Origin of the sequence: Arenibaculum sp., assembly GCF_035998295.1 — a bacterium.
In the GTDB taxonomy this organism is placed as follows: Bacteria; Pseudomonadota; Alphaproteobacteria; order Azospirillales; family Azospirillaceae; genus DASYHS01.
Map to the genome: position 1 here is coordinate 1 of NZ_DASYHS010000063.1, position 21,312 is coordinate 21,312.

Below are 21,312 nucleotides of genomic sequence, written 5' to 3' on the forward strand. Positions count from 1 at the left end.
CCACAAGCAGTACAAGGCGGCCGGCTTCGATCCCGAGAAGATGCCGATGGCGAGCCTGACGACCTCGGAGGTCGAGATCGCGGCCATGGGCGGCGAATACGCGGCCGGGCACTTCACCTCGGCGCCGTACTTCATGGGCCATGAGTCGCCCGAGAACGCCGCCTTCGTCGAGAACTACCAGCGGCGCTACGGCAAGGACGCGGTGACCCATTTCGTCTCCGAGCCCGCCTATTTCCAGATCCACCTGTTCCGCCAGGCGGTCGAGAAGCTGGCGCCGGGCGACATCTCGCCCATCAACATCCGCGACGCGGTCGCGGGCATCGAGATCACGGCGCCCCAGGGCCGGGTCAAAGTCGATCCCGACAACCTGCACTGCTACCTGTGGCCGAAGATCGGCCAGGCCCAGTCCAACGGGCAGTTCAAGGTCCTCGAACAGTCCTCCGAGTGGGTCAAGCCCGAGCCCTACTGGGCCTATCCCGGGCAGGAATGCACGGCCGAAGGCCTGAAGGGCGCCTGAGCCGGGCCGCGTGGGCACAGTCGGGGCGGGCCGCCGGCCCGCCCCCTCCGGAGGACCTCATGGACATCTTCCTCGGTCAGATCTTCACCGGGCTGAGCATCGGCTCGATCCTGCTGCTCGTGGCGCTCGGCCTCGCGATCATCTACGGCTCCATGGGGGTCATCAACCTCGCCCATGGCGAGTTCGTCATGCTCGGCGCCTACGGCTCCTGGTTCCTGCAGAGCATGTTCGGCGTCCCGTTCCTGCCCTGCCTGGTGCTGGTCTTCCTCATGGTGGCCGCCGCCGGCTGGCTGGTCGAGCGCGGCATCGTGCAGTTCTTGTACCACCGGCCGCTGGACACGATCCTGGCGACCTGGGGCATCGGCATCATCCTGCAGCAGGCGATCCGCCTGTCGGCCGGGGCGGAGCTGCGCTACGTCCAGACGCCGGACTGGCTCTCGGGCAGCGTCGACGTCTTCGGCGTCGTGGTCGCCAGCTACCGGCTGTTCATCCTGGCGGTGACCGGCGGGCTGCTGGTGCTGACCTGGTACGTGGTCCAGCGCACCGAGTTTGGCATGAAGCTGCGCGCCGTGACCCAGAACCGGGAAATGGCGAGCTGCTACGGCATCAACGCGCCTCGCGTCTTCGGCGCCACCTTCGCCTTCGGCTCGGGCCTGGCCGGCTTGGCCGGCGCGCTCGTCGCCCCGATCAAGAGCGTGTCGCCCGACATGGGCACGAGCTACGTCGTCGACGCCTTCATGGTGGTGGTGGTCGGCGGCGTCGGCAGCCTGGTCGGGACCGTCGCCAGCTCGGGCCTGCTCGGCGGCGGCTCCGCGGCGATCGCCTTCGTCCTGAACGACACGCTGGCCAAGGCGCTCGTCTTCCTCGCGGTCGTCGTGCTGGTGCGCTTCCGGCCCCAGGGCCTGTTCGCCGACCGCGGCCGGCGCTGAGGCACCCGCCCATGCCCGCCGCCGACACTCCCGTCGCCCCGAGAGCATCAATGACCCGCACCAAGTCCCATGCGCAACTCGCGGCCTATCTCGTCTTCTGCGTCGCGATCCTCGCGGTCCCGACCTTCGTCGACGACGCGTTCCTGCTCAACAAATATGCGCGCTACCTGGCGCTCGGCCTCGCCGCCGCCGCGATCAGCCTGAGCTGGGGGTACTGCGGCATCCTCAATCTCGGCCAGGGCGTCAGCTTCGGCCTTGGCGCCTACGCGATCGCGATGCACCTCAAGCTGGAGACGAGCCCCATCCACACCGGTTCGGGCGGGCTGCCCGACTTCATGATGTGGAACAACCTCGACAGCCTGCCCTGGTTCTGGGTGCCGTTCCAGTCCGGCGCCTTCGCGCTGGCGGCCGGCGTGCTGCTGCCGGGGCTGGTCGCGGCGCTGCTGGGCTGGTTCATGTTCCGGGCGCGCATCACCGGCGTCTACGTCGCGATCATCACGCTCGCGATGCTGGTCGTCGTGAACCTGCTGGTGGTCGACCGGCAGGCCTATACCGGCGGCTTCAACGGCATCACCGACCTCGCCTGGCTCCAGGTCGGCGGCGTCGAGTTCGACCCCTACGGCCCCGCCTTCTACTATCTGTGCGCGGGCTCGCTGTCGGTCTGCCTGCTGCTCGGCCTCGCGCTCACCCGCAGCAAGGCCGGCACGATCATGCAGGCCATCCGCGGCGACGGCGAACGGGTCCGGTTCTTCGGCTACGACGTCGCCGCCTACCAGATCCTCGCCTTCTCCGTCTCGGCGGCCATGGCCGGGATCGCGGGCATGCTCTACGCGATGGTGCTGGAGTTCGCGGCCCCGACCTTCATGGGCGTGTCGCTCAGCCTCTCCATGGTGATCTGGGCGGCGGTCGGCGGCCGTGGGTCGCTGCTGGGCGCCGCCATCGGGGCGATCCTCGTCAACTTCATGCAGGGCAGCCTGTCGGAGGCCTTCCTCGACACCTGGCAGCTCCTGCTCGGCGCCATCTTCATCCTGGTCGTCGTCTTCCTGCCGCGCGGCCTCGCGGGCCTGTTCGAGGCCGGCTTCGAGCGGCTGTCGCGCCACCGCGCGTCCAGTGCCGCCGGCGGCGGGGCGGCCGTCCCCCTGGACACGCGCAAGGGAGCCTGAGACATGACCTATCTCGAACTCCACGGCCTCGAGGTCAGCTTCGACGGCTTCAAGGCGGTCAACGGCCTGGACCTCTCGGTCGCGCGCGGCGAGCTGCGCTGCCTGCTCGGCGCGAACGGGGCGGGCAAGTCCACGACCATGGACCTGATCTGCGGCCGGACGAGGCCGACCGGCGGGCGCATCCTCCTCGACGGCCGGGACATCACCTACGAGCCCGAATACGAGCGAGCGCGCCGCGGCGTCGGGCGCAAGTTCCAGGTGCCGAGCGTGTTCAAGGAGCTCACCGTCCGCGAGAACCTGGACGTCGCCCGGTCCCGGCACCCGAGTCCGCTGCGCACGCTGCGGATCTTCACCGGCCCGGCCCTCGACGACCGCGTCGCCGAGGTGGTCGAGCTGGTCGGGCTGGACGACGAGCTCGACACCCGGGCCGGATACCTGTCGCACGGCCAGACGCAGTGGCTGGAGATCGCGATGCTGCTGGTCCAGGACAGCGCGCTGATCCTGATGGACGAGCCGACCGCCGGCATGACCATCCAGGAGACCCGCAAGACCTCCGAGATCTTCAACCGCCTGCGCGGCCGGCACACCCTGATCGTGGTCGAGCACGACATGGCCTTCGTGCGCGAGATCGCGCAGACGATCACCGTCCTCCACCAGGGCCGGTGCCTGTCGGAGGGCACGATCGCCCAGGTCGAGAGCGACCCCCGGGTCAAGGAAGCCTATCTCGGAAGCGGAGGGATCACGCATGCTTGAGATGTCGGCGGTCACCTCGTACTACGGCAGCAGCCCGGTCCTCCAGAACGTCAGCTTCGACGTTCCCGCGGGCGCGCTCCTCAGCGTGCTCGGCCGCAACGGCGTCGGCAAGACGACGCTGATGCGCACCGTCATGGGCCTGACCGACAGGGCCACCGGCCGGATCGGGCTGGGCGGGCGCGACATCCGGCCGGAACCGACCCACCGGCGCGCCGGGCTCGGGATCGGCTACGTTCCCCAGGGGCGCGGGATCGTCGGCCGGTTCACCGTGCGCGAGAACATCCTGATGGGCAGCTTCGCGCGCCCGGACGGCCGGCGCGAGCTGCCGCAGCTCGCCTTCGAGCTGTTCCCGTATCTGCGCGACAACCTGGAGCGGCGGGGCGGCGACCTCTCGGGCGGCCAGCAGCAGCAGCTCGCGATCGCGCGCGCGCTGGCGGCCGGGCCTAAGGTCCTGCTGCTCGACGAGCCGACCGAGGGCATCCAGCCGAACATCGTCGAGCAGATCCAGGACGCGATCACCGCGCTCAACCGCAAGCACGGCCTGACGGTCGTGCTGGTCGAGCAGAACGTCGCCTTCGCGCGCAGGGCGTCGGACCGGTTCCTGATGCTCGACAAGGGCAGGGTGGCCGCCCAGGGGCGGGCCGCCGACCTGTCGGACGACCTCGTCCACCGGCATATGACGGTGTGAGCGGGACGCGCGGCCGGAAATCGCGGCGGGCGCCGGGCACGCCCGAACCGCGCCCCTAAGGGGCAATCGGACCAGGCCCATCCTGATCGATGAAAAAGGAGCAGCAATCATGTTGCATGGTGACATCTCTAGCAGCAACGACACCGTCGGCGTGGCCGTGGTCAACTACAAGATGCCGCGGCTGCACACCCGGGCGGAGGTGCTGGAGAACGCCCGCAAGATCGCCGAGATGATCCAGGGCATGAAGATCGGCCTGCCGGGCATGGACCTCGTGGTCTTTCCCGAATACAGCACCCACGGGATCATGTACGACCCGAAGGAGATGATGGAGACCGCCTCGACCTGCCCGGGCGAGGAGACGGAGATCTTCGCCGAGGCGTGCCGCAAGGCCAAGGTCTGGGGCGTGTTCTCCCTGACCGGCGAGCGCCACGAGGAGCATCCGCACAAAGCACCCTACAACACCCTCATCCTGATGAACGACAAGGGCGAGGTGGTCCAGAAATACCGCAAGATCATGCCCTGGGTCCCGATCGAGGGCTGGTATCCCGGCAACTGCACCTACGTCTCCGAAGGGCCCAAGGGCCTGAAGATCAGCCTCATCATCTGCGACGACGGCAACTATCCCGAGATCTGGCGCGACTGCGCCATGAAGGGCGCCGAGCTGATCATCCGCTGCCAGGGCTACATGTACCCGGCCAAGGAGCAGCAGATCATCATGTCCAAGGCGATGGCCTGGGCGAACAACGTCTACGTCGCGGTCGCCAACGCGTCCGGCTTCGACGGCGTCTACTCGTATTTCGGCCATTCCGCGCTGGTCGGCTTCGACGGCCGCACGCTGGGCGAATGCGGCACCGAGGAGAACGGCATCCAGTACGCGCAGCTCTCCACGTCGCTGATCCGCGACGCGCGCAAGAACATGCAGTCCCAGAACCACCTCTTCAAGCTCGTCCACCGCGGCTACACCGGCAAGATCAACTCGCGCGAGGACGCCAAGGGCGAGGTCGCCTGCGTCTACGACTTCTACCGCGAGTGGATCAACGATCCGGAGGGCACGCGCGCCAAGGTCGAGGCGATGACCCGCGGCACGGTCGGGACCGACGAATGCCCGATCGAGGGCATCCCGCACGAGTTGGCGGAGCACCGCTGAGCGACGGTGCTTGGATCGGGGGGCGGGCCGCCGGCCCGCCCCCATCCCGATGACAGGGGCGGCGAAAGGGAGTATCGGGCGTGGACTTGAGCGATCACCGCATCGTGGAGGAGCCCTATTACCGGGCGGTGGGCAACGAGGTGGCCCTGTTCGAGGCGGCCTACGCGGCGCGGATGCCCGTGATGCTGAAGGGGCCGACCGGCTGCGGCAAGACCCGCTTCATCGAGCATCTGGCCTGGAAGCTCGGCCGGCCGCTGGTGACCGTCGCCTGCCACGAGGACATGACGGCCTCCGACCTGGTCGGGCGCTTCCTCCTGGATGCCGACGGCACGGTCTGGCACGACGGGCCGCTGACGCTGGCGGTGCGCCACGGCGCCATCTGCTATCTCGACGAGATCGTGGAGGCGCGCCAGGACACGACCGTGGTCATCCATCCGCTGACCGACGCGCGGCGCGTCCTGCCGCTGGAGAAGCGCAACGAGCTGGTCCGGGCGCATCCGGACTTCCATCTCGTGGTCTCCTACAACCCCGGTTACCAGAGCGTGCTGAAGGACTTGAAGGAATCGACCAAGCAGCGCTTCGCGGCGATCGAGTTCGGCTACCCGGCCCCCGCGGTCGAGGCCGGGATCGTGGCCCACGAGGCCGGAGTGGCGGACGACGTCGCCCGGCTGCTCGTGCGCATCGCCGGCAGCTCGCGCAACCTCAAGGGCCAGGGCCTCCAGGAAGGCGTGTCGACCCGAATGCTGATCCATGCCGGGCGGCTGGTGGCGCTCGGCGTGCCGGTGGCCGAGGCGTGCGAGACCGCGCTCGTGCTGCCGATCACCGACGACGCGGACGTGCGGGACGCCTTCTCGGCCGCCATCGCCGCGTCGATCGGCTGAGCCGGAGGCCCGATGACCGGTTCGCAGGAAGACGCCGGGGACCTGTCCTTCTCGGCGGTGGAGCGGCGCTTGAAGGCCTATCTGGTCGCGCTGTGGGGGCTGCGGGTGCCGGTGCGTCCAGCCGCGCCGGACGCGGTGGACGGTGTGCCGCGCCGGGTCAGCTTCGGCGACGGGCTGGTCTGGATGCCCGAGACCTTCCGGGGCGTCGCCGGCCAGCGCGCCGCCGACCTGTTCCGCGCCTCGCTCGCCCATGTCGGCGCGCATCTGCGCCATTCCGGCCCGCGCTTTCCCGCCGGCAGCCTGAAGCCGCTCCAGATCGCGCTGGTCTCGCTGGTCGAGGACGCGCGGGTCGAGCGGCTCGCGATGCGCGGCCATCCCGGGCTGTTCCGGGTCTGGGCGCCGTTCCACCTGGCGCGGCCGGGCGGGGCGGCCACGGCGCCGGCGCTGATGGCCCGGCTCGCCCGCGCGCTGTTCGATCCCGCCTACGAGGATGACGACGCCTGGGTCGACAAGGGCCGCCGGCTGTTCGCCGAGCGGTCCGCGCGCTGGGAGGACCCGTCGATCAGCCGCGAGATCGGCAACCTGCTCGGCAACGACCTCGGCCAGATGCGCGTCCAGTTCAACGCCAGGACCCATGTCGTCGAGCCGGCCTACCGGGACGACAACGCCGGCCTATGGGACTTCGGCGGCGACCCGCCGCAAGGCCTGGAGGCCGAGACCGTCTACGAGGCGTTCCGGACCGAGCACGAGGAGGTCGAGGACGGCGCGCCCCAGGCCGATCCCGGCCCGACCCCGCCCGAGGCGCCGCCGCCGTCCGCCCCCGCGGCCCCGCCTCAGGCCGAGGAGATCCTGGCGCCCCCGGTCCGCTACCCGGAATGGGACTACCTGATCGGCCGCGAGCGCCCGGACTGGGTCCGCGTCGAGGAACGCTCCGCCTATGAGGGCAGCGCCGCGTCGATTGACCGGACCCTGGACCGCCACCGCGCGGTCGCCGACCGGCTGACTGCGCTGGTGCGCTCGGCCCGGGTGAGCCGTCCGGCCTGGCTGCGGCGCCAGCCGGAGGGCGACCGGCTGGACCTGGACGCCTGCATCGAGGCGGCCCTGGACCGCCGGCGCGGGGAAAGCCCGGGCACGCGGGTCTACGCGACCCTGGCGCGGCGGCATCGCGACCTGTCCGTGCTGCTGCTGCTCGACGTGTCGGCGTCCACCAGCGACCTCGTCCGCGGCACGACGCGCACGATCCTGACCGTCGAGCGCGAGGCGACGGCGCTGTTCGCCCATGTGCTGGAGGAGCTGGGCGATCCCTTCGCGGTGCACGCGTTCCGCTCCAACGGCCGGGAGGAGGTGCGCTACTACAGGATCAAGGACTTCCGCCGCCCCTACGGGCCGGCGGCGAAGGCCCGGCTCGCTGGCCTGGAGGCCGGGCTGTCGACCCGGCTCGGCACGGCGCTGCGCCACGCCGGGCGCAGCCTCGCGCGCCAGCCGACCCACCGCCGCCTGCTGCTGGTCGTGACCGACGGCGAGCCCTCGGACGTCGACGTCGCCGACCGGCGCTACCTGGCCGAGGACGCGCGCCGGGCGGTCCTGGGCCTGTCGCATCTCGGGATCGACTGCTTCGGCATCGGCCTCGATCCCCAGGGCAGGACCTATCTCGCCCGCATGTTCGGGCAGCGGAACTTCATGGTGATCGACCGGGTGGAGCGCCTGCCGGAGAAGCTGCCCGCACTCTATCTCCGCCTGACGCACTGAACGGGGCGCCGCCCCGTCCGGCAGCGCGGCTTCAGCGGATGCGACGGACCTCGCCGGCCTGTCCGTCCCGGCGCAGGTCGGCGAGCAGGCGCCTCGCCTCCGCCTCCTGCGCGAGGCGGCCGACCCGCACCACCGACCACGACTTGCCGGCCCCGTCCTTCCAGTCGAGCAGATAGGCGGAATAGCCGCGCCGCCCCAGTTCGCCGACGAGGCGCGCTGCGTTCTCCGCGACCGAGAAGCTGCCGACCTGGACCGTGAAGCGCCCGACGTCCCCAGCCGCCGTGGCCGCCGCCGCAGGGGCGGGGGCGGGGGCGGGGGCAGGGGCCGCCGCGACCGGGGCTGGAGCCGGGTCGGGCAGGGCCGCGACCGACTCCGACTCGGGCATGGGTTCCGGCGCAGGCTCGGGCGCCGGCTCGGCCGTGCTCACCGGCTCCGGCGCCGCCTCGGGTTCGAGCACCGGCTCGACCTCCGGCGGGGCGGCTGCGACCTCCTGCATATCGGCGGCCGCCAGCTCCGGCTCGGGCGCCGGCTCAGGGATGGGCTCAGGCGCGGGCTCGGCGATGGACTCGGGCGCGGGCTGCGGCACTTCCGGTTCGATGGCGGCCGGCTCCGGCCCGGCCAGGATGTCCCCGGCCAGGATGTCCTCGGCCGGCGGCATCTCCGGTTCCAGTTCCAGTACCGGCTCCGGTGCGGGCGGCGCGTAGGGCGCCTGTGCGACGACGAGCGTCGCCGGGGCGGGTGGGGGAGGCGCCGACTCCATCATCGAGGTGCTCAGCCACGCCCCCGCGACGAAGGTCGCCGCCAGGCCCGTGCCCGCGAGCACCGCGCGCAGCGCGACCGGTCCGCCCGACCCCAGCGGGGACAGGCCGCGCCGGCGTCTGCGTTCCGGCCGCGGCAGCGGCAGCTCGTCTTGCGTGGTCGTCATGCACCGTCCCCGGCGGATCGCGTTCCCCGTTCGGCTTAATCCGATCGGTCCTTCTCCGACTTTACCGGAATCGGCGGGCCGGGCATAGTCCGTCGCTGTTCCGTTCTTCGCCCCCTTGAGTTGCACCCCGGCGGGTGCTACCGAAGAGTCCGGCGCCCGGTCGGTGCGCCGTCACCTCGAAACGACACGGGAATGGACGCCGCGGTGATCGACCAGGTCGTGGTCCTCTGCCTGCTCGTGCTGGTCTTCGTCGCCTTCGCGCGGGACTGGATGCCTCCGGACCTCGTCGCGCTGTCGGCGGCGGCCCTCCTGCTGGCCACCGGCATCCTCGCGACGGAGGACGTGCTCGGCGTCTTCGGCAATGCCGGCGTCGTCACGGTCGCGGCGATGTTCGTGCTGAGCGGGGCCCTCGAGCGGACCGGCGTGGTCGAGATCCTGGGCGACGCGGCGACGGGCACCGTCGGCGGCAACCGCGTCCTCGCCTTCCTGTTCCTGGTCGGGATCGCCGTCGCCAGTTCCGCCTTCGTCAACAACACGCCCGTGGTCGTGATGCTGACGCCGGTCGCGATCCGCCTGTGCCACCACCTCAAGCTGGCGCCCAGCCGCATGCTGATCCCGCTGTCCTACGGCGCGATCCTGGGCGGCACCTGCACGCTGATCGGCACCTCGACCAACCTCGTCACCGACGGCGTCGCCCAGCGGATGGGCCTGGCGTCCTTCGGCATCTTCGAGATCACCGGCCTCGGCCTGGTGATGGCGGCGGTCGGCATCGCCTATCTCGCGCTCGTCGGCTACCACCTGCTGCCCGACCGGCACACGGTCGCCGGCATCCTGTCCAACCAGGTCCAGCGCCAGTACCTGACCGAGGTCATCCTGCCGCCGGGCTCGCAGCTCGCGGGCCTGTCGCTCGCCGAGGCCGGGCTGAAGACGCTGCCGGGTGCGCGCGTCATCGACGTGATCCGCAACGACGATTCCTTCCGCCGGAAGCTCGACGACGTCCAGCTGGCGGCGGGGGACCGGCTGCTGGTCAAGACCGGCGTCGCCGGGCTGATGGGCCTGCGCCAGCGCGAGGGGCTCAGCTTCGAGGGCCAGCTCCAGGAGGTGGCGACGCGCCAGACCGTCGTCGTCGAGGGGATCGTCGGCCCGCGTTCCAGCTTCGTCGACCACCGCCTCGCGGAGTTCAACCTGCGCCGCCGCTACGGCCTCTACATCATCGCCGTCCACCGCCAGGGCGTGAACCTCCGGGACAAGTTCGAGGAGGTGCGGATGGAGGTCGGCGATGTCGTCCTGATGGAAGGCTCGCCGGACGGCGTCCACCGGCTCGTGGAGGCGGGCGACCTGATCAACCTGACCGAGCCGGAGCACGTGCCGGTCCGCAAGTCCAAGGCGCCGGTGGCGGTCGCGGCCGTGCTGGCGGTCGTCCTGCTCGCCGCGTTCGACGTGATGCCGATCGCGGGCCTGGCGCTGATCGGCGCGGTGGTCGTGGTCGTCGCCGGCTGCCTCGACCGCGACGAGGCCTACCGGGCGATCGACTGGCGCATCCTGTTCATGATCCTGGGCATGCTGACGCTCGGCATCGCGATGGAGAAGACCGGGCTGGTCGAGACGGCCGCCGGCGCCGTCGCTCTGGTCGCCGGCACGCTGGGCCCGCTCGGCCTGCTGGCGGTGGTCTATTTCATCGCGTCCGCCCTGACCGAGGTGGTCACCAACAACGCCGTGGCGGTCGTGCTGACGCCGGTCGCAATCTCGCTCGCCCAGCAGCTCGGCCTCGACCCGCGGCCCTTCGTCGTCGCCGTGATGTTCGGCGCCTCGGCGAGCTTCGCGACCCCCGTCGGCTACCAGACCAACACCTTCGTCTACGGCGCCGGCGGCTACCGCTATCTCGACTTCGTCAAGGTCGGCCTGCCGCTGAACCTGCTGCTGTGGCTGGTCGCGACCCTGGTGATCCCGCTGTTCTGGCCGCTGGTCCCCGTCACGCCGTGACGCTGGTCCCCGTCACTCCGTGACGCCGGTCCCCGGCGGATGGTGCTCGTGCCAGTGGCGCGCGACGTCGATGCGCCGGCACACCCAGACGCGGTCATGGGCCAGCACGTGGTCGAGGAAGCGGGCGAGTGCGGCCGCGCGGCCCGGCCGCCCGGCCAGCCGGCAATGCAGCCCGACCGACATCATCTTCGGCGCCTCCGCCCCCTCGGCGTAGAGCTGGTCGAACGCGTCGCGCAGATAGGCCAGGAACTGGTCGCCGGAATTGAAGCCCTGCGCGGTGGCGAAGCGCATGTCGTTGGCGTCCAGCGTGTAGGGCACCACGAGATGCGGCCGCCCAAGGGCCGTGTCCCAGTAGGGCAGGTCGTCGGCGTAGCTGTCGGCGTCGTAGAGGAAGCCGCCCTCCTCGACGACGAGGCGGCGCGTGTTGGGCGACGTGCGCCCGGTGTACCAGCCGAGCGGCCGGCTCCCGGTCGCGCGCTCCTGGATCTCGATCGCGCGCCGCAGGTGCTCGCGCTCCACCTCCTCGGGGACGTCCTGGTAGTCGATCCAGCGCCAGCCGTGGCTGGCGATCTCGTGGCCGAGCTCGACGAACGCCGCGGCCGCCTCGCGATTGCGCTCCAGCGCCATCGCGACCGCATAGACCGTGAGCGGCAGCCCGCGCTCCTCGAACAGGCGCAGCACCCGCCACACCCCGGCCCGGCTGCCGTACTCGTAGATCGATTCCATGCTCATGTGGCGCCGCCCCGCCAGCGGCTGGGCGCCGACGATCTCCGACAGGAAGGCTTCCGACGCCGCGTCGCCGTGGAGCACGCAGTTCTCGCCCCCCTCCTCGTAGTTGAGCACGAACTGCACCGCGACCCGGGCGCCGCCGGGCCAGCGGGGATCGGGCGGCGTCCGCCCGTAGCCGACCATGTCGCGCGGATAGTCCTCGCCCATGTCCCGTCTCCCTCCCGGCCTCGCGCGGCCAGGATAGCGCGGGTGCCGCGGGTTGCGAGGGGCTTTCGCACCGTACCGTGTGGGGTACTTCGCGAGCATGTGGCACACGGCGCGGCCTCCGGTGTTCATGTGCGGGACACGTGAGCAGCATTGGAGACAGAACATGCTCAGCAACGAAGCCACTCGCCTTCTCGCCGTCGCCCTTCTCGGCTCGACCTTCTTCCTCGGCGCCTGCAACACCATGGAAGGCCTCGGCCAGGACATGCAGGCCGGCGGCGAAAGCCTCGAGGAAGAGGCCGAAGAGGCGGAATGACCTCTATTCCCCCTTCTCCCGTTCGTCCGGGGGAAGGGGGGCCACGCCGAACACGGCATCGGCGACGCCGGGCACGAGCTCCCCGCAGGGCCGCGTAGCGTCCCACGGCAGGAGACCGAGCGTCCCGGCGACGCCCATCGCGGCAAGCTGGTGCGCCACGCCCCGGGCGTGCTCGACATGCCCCATGCCCATGATGCCGACCACGGGGCGGCCGCCGTTGCGATGCGCGGCGGCGATCCCCTCGGCCATGGCCCGATCCCAGACCAGCTGCGCCTCGACGAAGCGGGCAGGGTCCATGTCCGGCCCATGCTCCGCCGCCACCTCCGCCAAGCTGTCCAGATAGGCCTGCGGCGCCGGTGCCGGGTCGCCCAGCCCTTCGCGCTCGGCCTGCGGAACGGCCGCCCAGCCCTCCGCGGCGACGCGGCGCGTCAGCGCGCGCTCGACGTTGAGCGCCACCAGCGGCACCCCGTGCATCCGCGCGAAATGCAGGATCGGCAGGTAGAGGCCGGGGTCGACGCCCCACACCGCCTCCCAGTCGCTCTCCTCCAGGAACTCCGCCACCGTGCTCTCGCCCGCGACCCATCGGTCGAGCGCCGGCTGCACGCGCCGCGGCATCATCTCCAGCCCGATCGCCAGGTCCGGCGCCAGCCCGTGCAGCGCCGCCAGCACGTGGAGCTGCCAGCGGTGATGCTCGGCCTCGTCGTGGCGCTCGCCCAGCAGCACCGCCGGCGCCCGCGCCGCCCGCTTCAGCACCGCGCCGGCGGCGAGCGGCGCGCGCGTGCCCGGCTCGACCCACCGGCCGGCCGGGACGCAGTCCCCGGCCGCCGCGGGGACCGGCCGGATCAGGAGCGCAAGCAGGGCGAGGGCGTGGAGGTAGGGCACGGGCGGACTCCGGATCGTCGGACGAGAACGCTATCTGGCGATTGCCGCCGCTTCCGCCATCCCCGGGCTTGCGCTACCCTGGCGTCATGTCCGAACCCAAGACCCTGATCCTGTCCGGCGCCAGCCGGGGCATCGGCCACGCGACGGTCCAGCGCTTCAGCGCGGCCGGCTGGCGCGTCATCACCTGCTCGCGCGAGCCGATCCCCGAGGAGTGCAAGGCCGATCCGAACTGGACGCACCACATCACGACCGACCTCGCCGATCACGAGAGCCGGGCGGCCTTCGTGCGCAGCGCGAACGAAATCCTCGACGGCGGGCCGCTGCACGCGCTCGTCAACAACGCCGGCATGTCGCCGAAGACGCCGATCAAGGAGAGGCTCGGCTGCCTCAACGGCGACATCGCCGGCTGGTACGGGGTGTTCGAGTTGAACTTCTTCGCGCCCCTGGTGCTCGCGCGCGGCTTCGCGTCCGGCCTGGCCAGGGCCAAGGGCGCGATCGTCAACGTCACCTCGATCGCCGGGCACGCCGTGCATCCCTTCGCGGGCTCCGCCTACAGCACTTCCAAGGCGGCGCTGTCCGGCCTGACCCGCGAGATGGCGGTGGAGTTCGCCCAGCTCGGCGTGCGGGTCAACGCCGTCGCCCCGGGCGAGATCGAGACCGCCATGGTCTCGCCCGACTACGACATGCTGCTGCCGCGCATCCCGCTCCAGCGCATGGGCCAGCCCCGCGACGTCGCCGACACGGTGTTCTGGCTGTGCTCGCCCGAGGCGAACTACGTGACCGGCACCGAGGTGTTCGTGACCGGCGGCCAGCACCTGTACTGAGCGCGCCGGCAGTGAACGGACGGCGGTGAACGAACGGCGCTCCGGGGCCGTTTGCCTCGCAGGCGCCTTTCGCGGCGTCCCGACGAGGAGGTCACGCCGATGCGCATTCCGCTCATCACGACACAGGGCACGATACGGGGCCTCGCCCTCGCCCTGCTGCTCGCCCCGGTGCCGGGCGCGGCACAGCAGGCCCCGGCACTGCAGGCCCCGGCACTACAGGACGACGTCGAGGTCGGCGAGATCACCAGCATGCCGCTCGGCGCGTACGGCGTCGCCGAGGTGATCGGCAAGCCGATCTTCAACATCCAGGGCCTGGCGCTCGCGACGATCTACGACATCGTGATCGGCCCCGACGGCCGGGCGCTGTACGCGATCCTGGCGGTCGACCCGGCGGCCGGCGCGCCGGAGAAGCTGGTCGCGATCGACTTCGACAAGCTGGTGGTGGGGCGGGGTTCCGCCGGCCTCGTGATCGAGGTGCCGGAGACGGAACTGGTCCGCGCGCCGCGGTTCAGCTACGGGACCGGCGCCGGAAGCTAGGGGCGCCGGAAACTCCCCTCATCCCTCCGCCTCGACCAGCGGCAGGGTGACATCGCGCTCGGCGCCGTCCCGGCGCACCGTCAGCGTGACCTGCCGGCCGATGCCAAGCTCGGCGAAGATCGCCGCCATGTCGGACACGGTCTCGACCGGCTCCCCGTTCACCGCCACGACCACGTCGCCGAGCGTCCCGGTCGACGGGTCGATCCCCACGATCCCGGCGTCGGCCGCCGGCGAGCCGGGCATCGCCTCGACGATGATGACGCCGCCGACGCCCATGCGCGCCGCGACCTCCTCGTCGGCGGCGAGGATGCCGATCGCCGGGCGCGGCACCCGGCCCTCGCGGATCAGTTGCGGCACCACCCGGTTCACGAGGTCGACCGGCACCGCGAAGCCGACGCCGGCGAAGGAGCCGGAGCCGGACAGGATCGCGGTGTTGACGCCGATCAGCCGCCCGGCCGAATCCAGCAGCGGGCCGCCGGAATTGCCGGGGTTGATCGCGGCGTCGGTCTGGATCACGCCGGGGATCTCGCGCGGGCCGGCGGTCGGCAGCCGCCGGTTCAGCGCCGAGACCACGCCCGCCGTCAGCGACTGGCTGAGCCCGAACGGGCTGCCGATCGCATAGGCGGCCTGCCCGACCTCGAGGTCGTCGGAGGTGCCGAGCGCCAGCGGGCGCAGCCTCGACACCGCGTCGTCGATCCGCAGCACCGCCAGGTCGTAGTCGGCGGCGCTGCCGACCACCGTGGCCTCGACCGTCTCGCCGCTGGCGAGGCGCACGCCGACGCGCTCGGCCCCCGCGACGACATGGGCGTTGGTGACGACGTGGCCGGCCGCGTCCCACACGAAGCCCGAGCCCGACCCGATCGAGACCGCGCCGGGCCGGCCTCCGGGCAGGCCGCGCGGACGGGCGCGCTCCGTGAAGATGAACACGACCGACGGCGCCGCCGCGTCGAACACCTCGACCGCGCGCCTCTCGACCGGGCCGATCACGGCACGGGGTGCCGTCGGCCGCGGCTCGTCCCAGGCCAGCAGCGCGATGCGGACGTAGCGTTCGGCGACGAGGATGGCGAGGAGGACGAGCGCCGCGGTCGCGGCGAAACGGACGAAGCGGTCTCCCATCGGCTCCAGGCTTTGCGGTGGCGGTCGGGGCGGGTCCCTTCCTTAACCGCCGGGAGTACCGGTTGGTGCCGGAAGGTCAGTCCTGGCGCGTCGCCAGCGCCGCGAACCAGGCCAGCGTCGCGCGGACCTGGGAGATGTCGTGGACGAGCCAGTCCTTCAGCAGGCCGGCTTCCTGCGCGTGGGAGACGTGCAGGTCCTCGAGGCGGGCGAGCTCGGTCTCGAACAGGCCGGTCAGCCCTTCGACCTGGTCGGCCTGGTCGGCCGGCTCCAGCAGGTCGAGGAAGCGCAGCTTCAGCGTGATGACCAGCTTGTTCAGGTCGTCGGAGGAGGGGGCGCGGACATTGGCCCGCATCAGGGTCGTGAACTCCCGCCGGCCGGCCTCGGTGATGCGCAGCAGCGCGTTGTCCTCCAGGCCCGAACCCTCGCCCGAGCCCCCACCCAAGCCCCCGGCCGCCTCGACCAGGCCCTCGTAGCGCAGCAGCTCCAGCGAGGTGCCCAACAGGTCCAGCGAGGGGCCGACGATGCGGCTCGTGAACCGGCGAACGGCGACCGCGAGATCGGCGTAGCGCAACGGCTGGCGCGCCAGCTCGCCCAAGGTGGCGAGCCGCACGGCCTCCTTCGGCATCAGCGAGTTGTCGCGGTACATATCCATCCTCCGGCATTCGCCCAGTCGCCAGAAGATAGGCCCGCTTGCCCGCCATGTCCAGTGATGCGGATGAGGATCATTCGCAATTGATGCCGGAACGCCGCCGGAACGCCGCCGGAACGCCGCCGGGGCCACGTCTGTTGACTGGACGACCGGAAAATGAGGAGACCGTTCGTGAACACCAGACAGTTGCTTGCCGGAACCGCCCTGCTGCTGTTGGCCTCGGCGGTACCGGCGGCCGCGCAGGTGGCGCCCGACCTGGGGCCGCGGCCGAACATCCGCGCGCTCGACGGGGAGTACGACACGCGCGAGACGATCGGCGCCGGGCGGCAGATGGGCGGCCCGGCCGGCGACGCGCTGGCGCGGCCCGCCGACCCGACCAGGGTGCCGATCGGGCCCAGCTCCGACCCGCAGCCCGGCGGCCGCGAGAACACCGCGACCAACGTGATCATTCCCCCCGTGAGCGAGGGCGAGGACGATCCCGGGACCGAGGAAAACCCCGGCGTGCCGTTGCGCGACGGCGACGGGGCGGCTGCGGCCGAGCCGGCGGAACTCAACGTGGCGCCCGCCCAGACCATCATGGGGACGCGAGGCGGCGGCGCCCTCGCCGACTACCAGGTCTACGCCCAGGACCTCGGGGAATATGACGTCTACAGCATGGACGGCGGCGAGATGGGCGACGTCGCCGGGGTCGTCGTCGATGTCAGGTCGGGCCGGCTCGACACGCTGATCCTGAGCCGCGGCGGGCTCGCCGGGGTGGGCGACACGCTCTACGACGTGCCGTGGGAGGCGGTCGCCCGCATCGACCGCAATGCCGAGCGCCTCTATCTCGACGCCGACGAGACGATGCTGCGGCCCAACCCCGAGTTCCTGCCGGGCGGCACGGACCCGAGCACCCTGGAATAGCCCTTCAGGCGGCGTGGCGGATGTCCAGGCGGCTCCAGACGTCGAGCAGGGCATCCACCAGCCGCGCCATGTCCTCGTCGCCGTGCAGCGGTGTCGGCGTGAAGCGCAGCCGCTCCGTTCCGCGCGGCACGGTCGGGTAGTTGATGGGCTGCACGTAGACGCCGTGCCGCTCCAGCAGCTCGTCGCTGGCCTGCTTGCACAGCCGCGCGTCGCCGACCATCACCGGGACGATGTGGCTGGCCGACGCCATCACCGGCAGGCCGGCCTGGCCCAGCAGGCGCTTCAGCCGGGCCGCGCGCTCCTGGTGGCGGGCGCGCTCGGCCGGGCTGCGCTTCAGGTGGCGCACGCTGGCGAGCGCGCCGGCGGCGATGCTGGGCGTCATGGACGTCGTGAAGATGAAGCCGGCCGCGAAGCTGCGGATCACGTCGACCAGCGCCGCCGAGCCGGTGATGTAGCCGCCCATCACCCCGAACGCCTTGCCGAGCGTGCCCTCGATCACGGTCAGGCGATGCATCACGCCGTCCCGCTCGGCGACGCCGCCGCCGCGCGGGCCGTACATGCCGACGGCATGGACCTCGTCGAGATAGGTCATCGCCCCGTGCCGCTCGGCGACGTCGCAGATCTCGTCGATCGGCGCGATGTCGCCGTCCATGCTGTACACGCTCTCGAACGCGACGATCTTCGGGCGCTCCGGGGCCACCTGGCCGAGGAGCTGGTCGAGATGCTCCGGGTCGTTGTGGCGGAAGACGTATTTCTCCGCGCCGGACTGGCGGATGCCCTCGATCATGGAGTTGTGGTTCAGCGCGTCCGACAGGATCACGGCGCCCGGCAGCAGCTTGCCCAGCGTGCTGAGCGTCGCCTGGTTGGAGACGTAGCCCGAGCTGAACAGCAGCGCCGCCTCCTTGCCGTGCAGGTCGGCCAGCTCGCGCTCGAGCATGACGTGGTAGTGGTTGGTGCCGGAGATGTTGCGCGTGCCGCCGGCCCCGGCGCCGCAGCGCTCGATCGCCTCGTGCATCGCGGCGAGCACGTCGGGATGCTGGCCCATGCCGAGATAGTCGTTGGAGCACCAGACCGTCACTTCCTGGACCTGGCCGGCGGCGTCGTGCCGGTAGGCCTTGGGGAAGCTCCCCGCCTGGCGTTCCAGGTCGGCGAAGACGCGGTAGCGCCCCTCGCGCTTCAGGCCGTCGATCTGGGTCCGGAAGAAGTGCTCGTAGTCCATCGTGCCGATCCCGTGCGTCTCGTCTGGTCCGGGCCGTCCCGGCCACGCCCCTATGGCCGCGCTACTATGTACGAGCGATGCCGGGCGCCCCAGCCCTCCGCGGCCCTATGTCGCGCCGCGGATCATGCCGGCATCATAGGGGCTTGGGCGTCCGGATGGTTTGATCCCGGTCAACTCGCCGAAACCGCGACCCCCTTCTCGTGCAGCCAGCCGAGCGTGTCGTCGAGCGCGCCCGCGAAGCCCGAGACCATCTCGTCGATCTCGCGTTCGGAGATCACGAGCGGCGGCGAGAACGCGACCCGGTCGCCCATCGCGCGCAGGATGACGCCGCGGTCCTGCGCGAAGCGGACGAGCCGGGGGCCGGTCGCGAGCTTGGGGTCCAGCGACTCCTTGCTGGTCTTGTCGCGCACCATCTCGACCGCGGCGATCAGGCCGATGCCCGAGACCTCCCCGACCAGCGGATGCCCGCCGAGCGCGCGCAGCCGCTGCTGCAGGTGCGGGCCGACCGTGCGGACATGGCCGACGATGTCGCGCTCCTCGTAGATGTCCAGCGTCTCCACCGCGACCGCCGCGGCGACGGGATGGCCGGAATAGGTGAAGCCGTGGCCGAACGTGCCGATCTCGTCGGACTGGCGCTTGACCGCCTCGTAGATCTTCTCCGAGATCAGCACCGCCGAGATCGGCATGTAGGCGGCCGACAGCGCCTTCGCCATGGTGATGATGTCGGGCGCGATGTCGAAGGTCTCGCTGCCCCAGCGGTTGCCGGTGCGCCCGAAGCCGCAGATCACCTCGTCCGCGATCATCAGCACGTCGTGGCGGCGCAGCACCTCCTGGATCTTGGCGAAATACGTCGCCGGCGGCACCAGCACGCCGCCGGCCCCCATCACCGGCTCGGCGATGAAGGCGGCGACCGTCTCCGGCCCCTCGGCCAGGATCAGCGCGTCCAGTTCCTCCGCGCAGCGCGTCGCGAACGCCTCCTCGCTCTCGTCCGCCCGGGCGAACCGGTAGTGGTGCGGGCAGCTCGTGTGCAGGATGCGCGCGATCGGCAGGTCGAAGGCCCGGTGGTTGGCGGGCAGGCCGGTCAGGCTCGCCGCAGCGACGGTGACGCCGTGATAGCCCTTCTGCCGGGAGATGATCTTCTTCTTCTCGGGCCGGCCGACCGCGTTGTTGTAGTACCAGACCATCTTGACCGCGGTGTCGTTCGCCTCGCTGCCGGAATTGGCGAGGAAGGCCTTCGACATCGGCACCGGTGCCAGGCGGACCAGCCGCTCCGCCAGCTCGATGCTGGGGTCGTGCGACTTGCCGGTGAAGCCGTGATAGAAGGGCAGGCGCCGCATCTGCCGGATCGCCGCCTCGACCAGGCGCTGCTCGTCGAAGCCGAGCGAGGCGCACCACAGCCCGGCCATCCCCTCCAGGTAGCGCTTGCCGTCGTCGTCGAAGACGTAGACGCCCTCGCCCCGCGTGATGACGAGCGGTCCCTGCTCCTCGTGCGCGCGCAGGTTCGTGTAGGAGTGGAGCTGGTACGCGACGTCGCGGCTGGCGAGGGAATTGGTGAGCATGGGAGGTGCTCCGGTTCAAGGAGGCCGTAGGCCGATCCGCGATGCTAGGCGCATCCGGGGCCTCAGGCAACCCAGGTCCGGTAGCTGCCCTCGGCCGGCCGGTATTCGAGGATGCGGTGGTTGTTGGTGTCGGCGACCAGCACCCGGCCGGCACCCCCCGCCCACGCGCCCCCCGCCCACACGCCGTCCACCCACAGCCCCGCCGGCTCGCCCAGCGGCAGGCACACGGGATCGGCGCAGGTGAAGCGACCGCCGTCGAAGTCCTCGGCGACGCCGCGCCCGGGGTCGATCAGGCGCAGTGCCGCGTTGTAGCTGTCGGCGACGAGGATGCCGTCCTTCCACGGGGCCAGGCCCAGGCAGTGCTGGAACTGGGCGTCGGCGAGCGGGCCGTTGACGTGGCCGAAGTCGAACAGCCCGCTGCCGGCCAGCGTCGTCACCGCGCCGGACGCGAGGTCGAGTGCGCGCACCGAGGAGGTCTCGGCATCGGCGAACCACAGCGTGCCGCCGTCGGGCGACAGGGCGAGCCCGCTCGGCTGCGCCAGATGGGCCTCGCTCGCCGTGCTGTCGCGCAAGCCCTCCGGCCCGGCGCCCGCCAGCCGCGCCACCCTTCCGGAATCGAGGTCGAGCTGGCCGAGCTGGTGCGTCCCGGCATTGGCGAAGAACAGCAGCCGCCCGCGCCGCTCCAGGTCCCAGGGCGAGGCCAGCGCGGTCCCGGTCCCCGCGGCCGGCGCCCACAGCACGCCGCCGCGCCTGCCGGTCCCGGCCAGGGTCGTCACGATGCCGCTCTCCCGCTCGATCCGGCGGATCGCGTGGTTGCCTGTGTCGGCGACCCAGACCGCCTCGTCGTCGGCGACGAGGCCCTGGGGCGCATCGAAGCGCGCCTCGCCCGCGGCTCCGTCGGCGAAGCCCGCCTCGCCGCTGCCGTAGCGCGCCAGTTCGGCTCCCCCGTCGTCGAACAGCACGACCTGGTTGTGCCCGGCATCCGCGACCGCCCAGGCCCCGTGTCCGGCCGGCTTGATCTTGCCCGGGAAGCGCAGGCGCCCGGCCGGGGGCAGGGAAGCCGCCGCCGCCGATGCCGGCGCAAGGTCGAGCGGCCGCGGCTCCAGCCGGCCCTCCTGGCGGAAGTCGTCGAGCAGCCCGGCGATGGCGGCCAGCAACCGGTCGGGGTCCGGCTCGCCGGAATGCTGGCCGATCACGGCGCCGTCGGGCGAGACCACGACCAGCGTCGGCCAGGCGCGCACGGCGTACTGGCTCCAGATCTGGAACTCGGGATCGTTGACGACGGGATGGCGGATGCCGTGGCGCGCGATCGCGGCCGCGAGGTTGGCAGGATCGCGCTCGGCCGGGAACTTGGGGCTATGGACCCCGATCACCACGACCTCCTCGGGAAACGCCTCCTCGACCCGGCGCAGCGTCGGCAGGACATGCAGGCAGTTGATGCAGCAGAACGTCCAGAAATCGAGAATCACGAGCCTGCCGCGAAGCTCCGCGAGCGACAGCGGCCCCGGCACGTTGAACCATTGCAGGCCGGGCCGGTCGATCTCGGGCGCGCGGACGGTCGGCATCGGACGGCTCCTGTCGGTTGCTCCGGCAGGGTCCCACGGCATGGCGCCGCGCGCAATGCGTCGGACCGCCCGCT

21 protein-coding genes are annotated in these 21,312 nt (G+C 71.5%); 13 read left to right on the forward strand and 8 right to left on the reverse strand.

From position 1 onward, the window contains the following. The 8 genes from VGO20_RS06715 to VGO20_RS06750 form a co-directional block, all read left to right on the forward strand. Window positions 1-517 (forward strand): transporter substrate-binding protein (locus tag VGO20_RS06715; RefSeq protein ID WP_327501537.1); only part of this gene is annotated, 517 nt, incomplete at its 5' end. A gap of 59 nt (window positions 518-576) precedes the next feature. Further along, on the forward strand, window positions 577-1,446 hold the full coding sequence (urtB, locus tag VGO20_RS06720; RefSeq protein ID WP_327501538.1) for an urea ABC transporter permease subunit UrtB: 870 nt from the start codon (window positions 577-579) through the stop codon (window positions 1,444-1,446). 50 nt (window positions 1,447-1,496) lie between these two features. Continuing rightward, on the forward strand, window positions 1,497-2,609 hold the full coding sequence (gene urtC / locus VGO20_RS06725; protein ID WP_327501539.1) for an urea ABC transporter permease subunit UrtC: 1,113 nt from the start codon (window positions 1,497-1,499) through the stop codon (window positions 2,607-2,609). A 3-nt stretch (window positions 2,610-2,612) separates the two neighbouring features. Beyond that, window positions 2,613-3,362, forward strand: a complete 750-nt coding sequence (gene urtD, locus VGO20_RS06730; protein ID WP_327501540.1) for an urea ABC transporter ATP-binding protein UrtD — start codon at window positions 2,613-2,615, stop codon at window positions 3,360-3,362. Further along, window positions 3,355-4,050: an urea ABC transporter ATP-binding subunit UrtE gene (gene urtE / locus VGO20_RS06735; protein WP_327501541.1), complete on the forward strand. Its 696-nt coding sequence runs from the start codon at window positions 3,355-3,357 to the stop codon at window positions 4,048-4,050. Before urtD ends, urtE begins: the two co-directional genes overlap by 8 nt. Before the next feature lie 109 nt (window positions 4,051-4,159). Next, complete coding sequence (locus VGO20_RS06740; protein ID WP_327501542.1) at window positions 4,160-5,197, forward strand: aliphatic amidase; 1,038 nt, start codon at window positions 4,160-4,162, stop codon at window positions 5,195-5,197. 80 nt (window positions 5,198-5,277) lie between these two features. Then, complete coding sequence (locus tag VGO20_RS06745) at window positions 5,278-6,078, forward strand: CbbQ/NirQ/NorQ/GpvN family protein (RefSeq protein WP_327501543.1); 801 nt, start codon at window positions 5,278-5,280, stop codon at window positions 6,076-6,078. 12 nt (window positions 6,079-6,090) lie between these two features. Further along, a complete protein-coding gene (locus tag VGO20_RS06750; protein WP_327501544.1) occupies window positions 6,091-7,827 on the forward strand; it encodes a nitric oxide reductase activation protein NorD in 1,737 nt (578 codons plus the stop codon). A gap of 31 nt (window positions 7,828-7,858) precedes the next feature. Here VGO20_RS06750 and VGO20_RS06755 read toward each other — a convergent pair whose 3' ends face one another. Further along, the gene (locus VGO20_RS06755; protein WP_327501545.1) at window positions 7,859-8,752 is read right to left on the reverse strand and encodes an SPOR domain-containing protein; all 894 of its coding nucleotides are present in this window, start codon (window positions 8,750-8,752) and stop codon (window positions 7,859-7,861) included. A gap of 192 nt (window positions 8,753-8,944) precedes the next feature. Here VGO20_RS06755 and VGO20_RS06760 point away from each other — a divergent pair, with 192 nt between their 5' ends. Continuing rightward, on the forward strand, window positions 8,945-10,735 hold the full coding sequence (locus VGO20_RS06760) for an SLC13 family permease (RefSeq protein WP_327501546.1): 1,791 nt from the start codon (window positions 8,945-8,947) through the stop codon (window positions 10,733-10,735). 12 nt (window positions 10,736-10,747) lie between these two features. Here VGO20_RS06760 and puuE read toward each other — a convergent pair whose 3' ends face one another. Beyond that, a complete protein-coding gene (gene puuE / locus VGO20_RS06765) occupies window positions 10,748-11,671 on the reverse strand; it encodes an allantoinase PuuE (protein WP_327501547.1) in 924 nt (307 codons plus the stop codon). 163 nt (window positions 11,672-11,834) lie between these two features. Between puuE and VGO20_RS06770 the strand changes: the two genes are divergently transcribed. Continuing rightward, the gene (locus VGO20_RS06770; RefSeq protein ID WP_327501548.1) at window positions 11,835-11,984 is read left to right on the forward strand and encodes an entericidin A/B family lipoprotein; all 150 of its coding nucleotides are present in this window, start codon (window positions 11,835-11,837) and stop codon (window positions 11,982-11,984) included. Between the two features lie 3 nt (window positions 11,985-11,987). Here VGO20_RS06770 and VGO20_RS06775 read toward each other — a convergent pair whose 3' ends face one another. Then, complete coding sequence (locus tag VGO20_RS06775; RefSeq protein ID WP_327501549.1) at window positions 11,988-12,866, reverse strand: ChaN family lipoprotein; 879 nt, start codon at window positions 12,864-12,866, stop codon at window positions 11,988-11,990. 86 nt (window positions 12,867-12,952) lie between these two features. Between VGO20_RS06775 and VGO20_RS06780 the strand changes: the two genes are divergently transcribed. Then, window positions 12,953-13,690, forward strand: a complete 738-nt coding sequence (locus VGO20_RS06780) for an SDR family NAD(P)-dependent oxidoreductase (protein WP_327501550.1) — start codon at window positions 12,953-12,955, stop codon at window positions 13,688-13,690. Between the two features lie 99 nt (window positions 13,691-13,789). Further along, entirely contained in the window at window positions 13,790-14,227 is a 438-nt protein-coding gene (locus VGO20_RS06785) for a PRC-barrel domain-containing protein (protein WP_327501551.1), read from the forward strand. Between the two features lie 18 nt (window positions 14,228-14,245). On the opposite strand, the gene VGO20_RS06790 is transcribed toward VGO20_RS06785, so the two are convergent. After that, window positions 14,246-15,343 carry a S1C family serine protease gene (locus VGO20_RS06790; protein WP_327501552.1) on the reverse strand — a complete coding sequence of 366 codons (1,098 nt, stop codon included), beginning with the start codon at window positions 15,341-15,343 and terminating at the stop codon, window positions 14,246-14,248. Between the two features lie 76 nt (window positions 15,344-15,419). Beyond that, window positions 15,420-15,989: a hypothetical protein gene (locus tag VGO20_RS06795; protein WP_327501553.1), complete on the reverse strand. Its 570-nt coding sequence runs from the start codon at window positions 15,987-15,989 to the stop codon at window positions 15,420-15,422. 174 nt (window positions 15,990-16,163) lie between these two features. Between VGO20_RS06795 and VGO20_RS06800 the strand changes: the two genes are divergently transcribed. Further along, on the forward strand, window positions 16,164-16,895 hold the full coding sequence (locus tag VGO20_RS06800) for a PRC-barrel domain-containing protein (RefSeq protein ID WP_327501554.1): 732 nt from the start codon (window positions 16,164-16,166) through the stop codon (window positions 16,893-16,895). A 4-nt stretch (window positions 16,896-16,899) separates the two neighbouring features. Here the strand turns inward: VGO20_RS06800 and hemA are convergent, their stop codons facing one another. From hemA to VGO20_RS06815, 3 genes are all read right to left on the reverse strand, one after another. Then, window positions 16,900-18,114, reverse strand: a complete 1,215-nt coding sequence (hemA, locus tag VGO20_RS06805) for a 5-aminolevulinate synthase (RefSeq protein ID WP_327501555.1) — start codon at window positions 18,112-18,114, stop codon at window positions 16,900-16,902. Between the two features lie 170 nt (window positions 18,115-18,284). Then, the gene (locus VGO20_RS06810; RefSeq protein ID WP_327501556.1) at window positions 18,285-19,673 is read right to left on the reverse strand and encodes an aspartate aminotransferase family protein; all 1,389 of its coding nucleotides are present in this window, start codon (window positions 19,671-19,673) and stop codon (window positions 18,285-18,287) included. Between the two features lie 62 nt (window positions 19,674-19,735). Beyond that, entirely contained in the window at window positions 19,736-21,238 is a 1,503-nt protein-coding gene (locus VGO20_RS06815; protein ID WP_327501557.1) for a thioredoxin-like domain-containing protein, read from the reverse strand. Window positions 21,239-21,312: the final 74 nt, after the last annotated feature.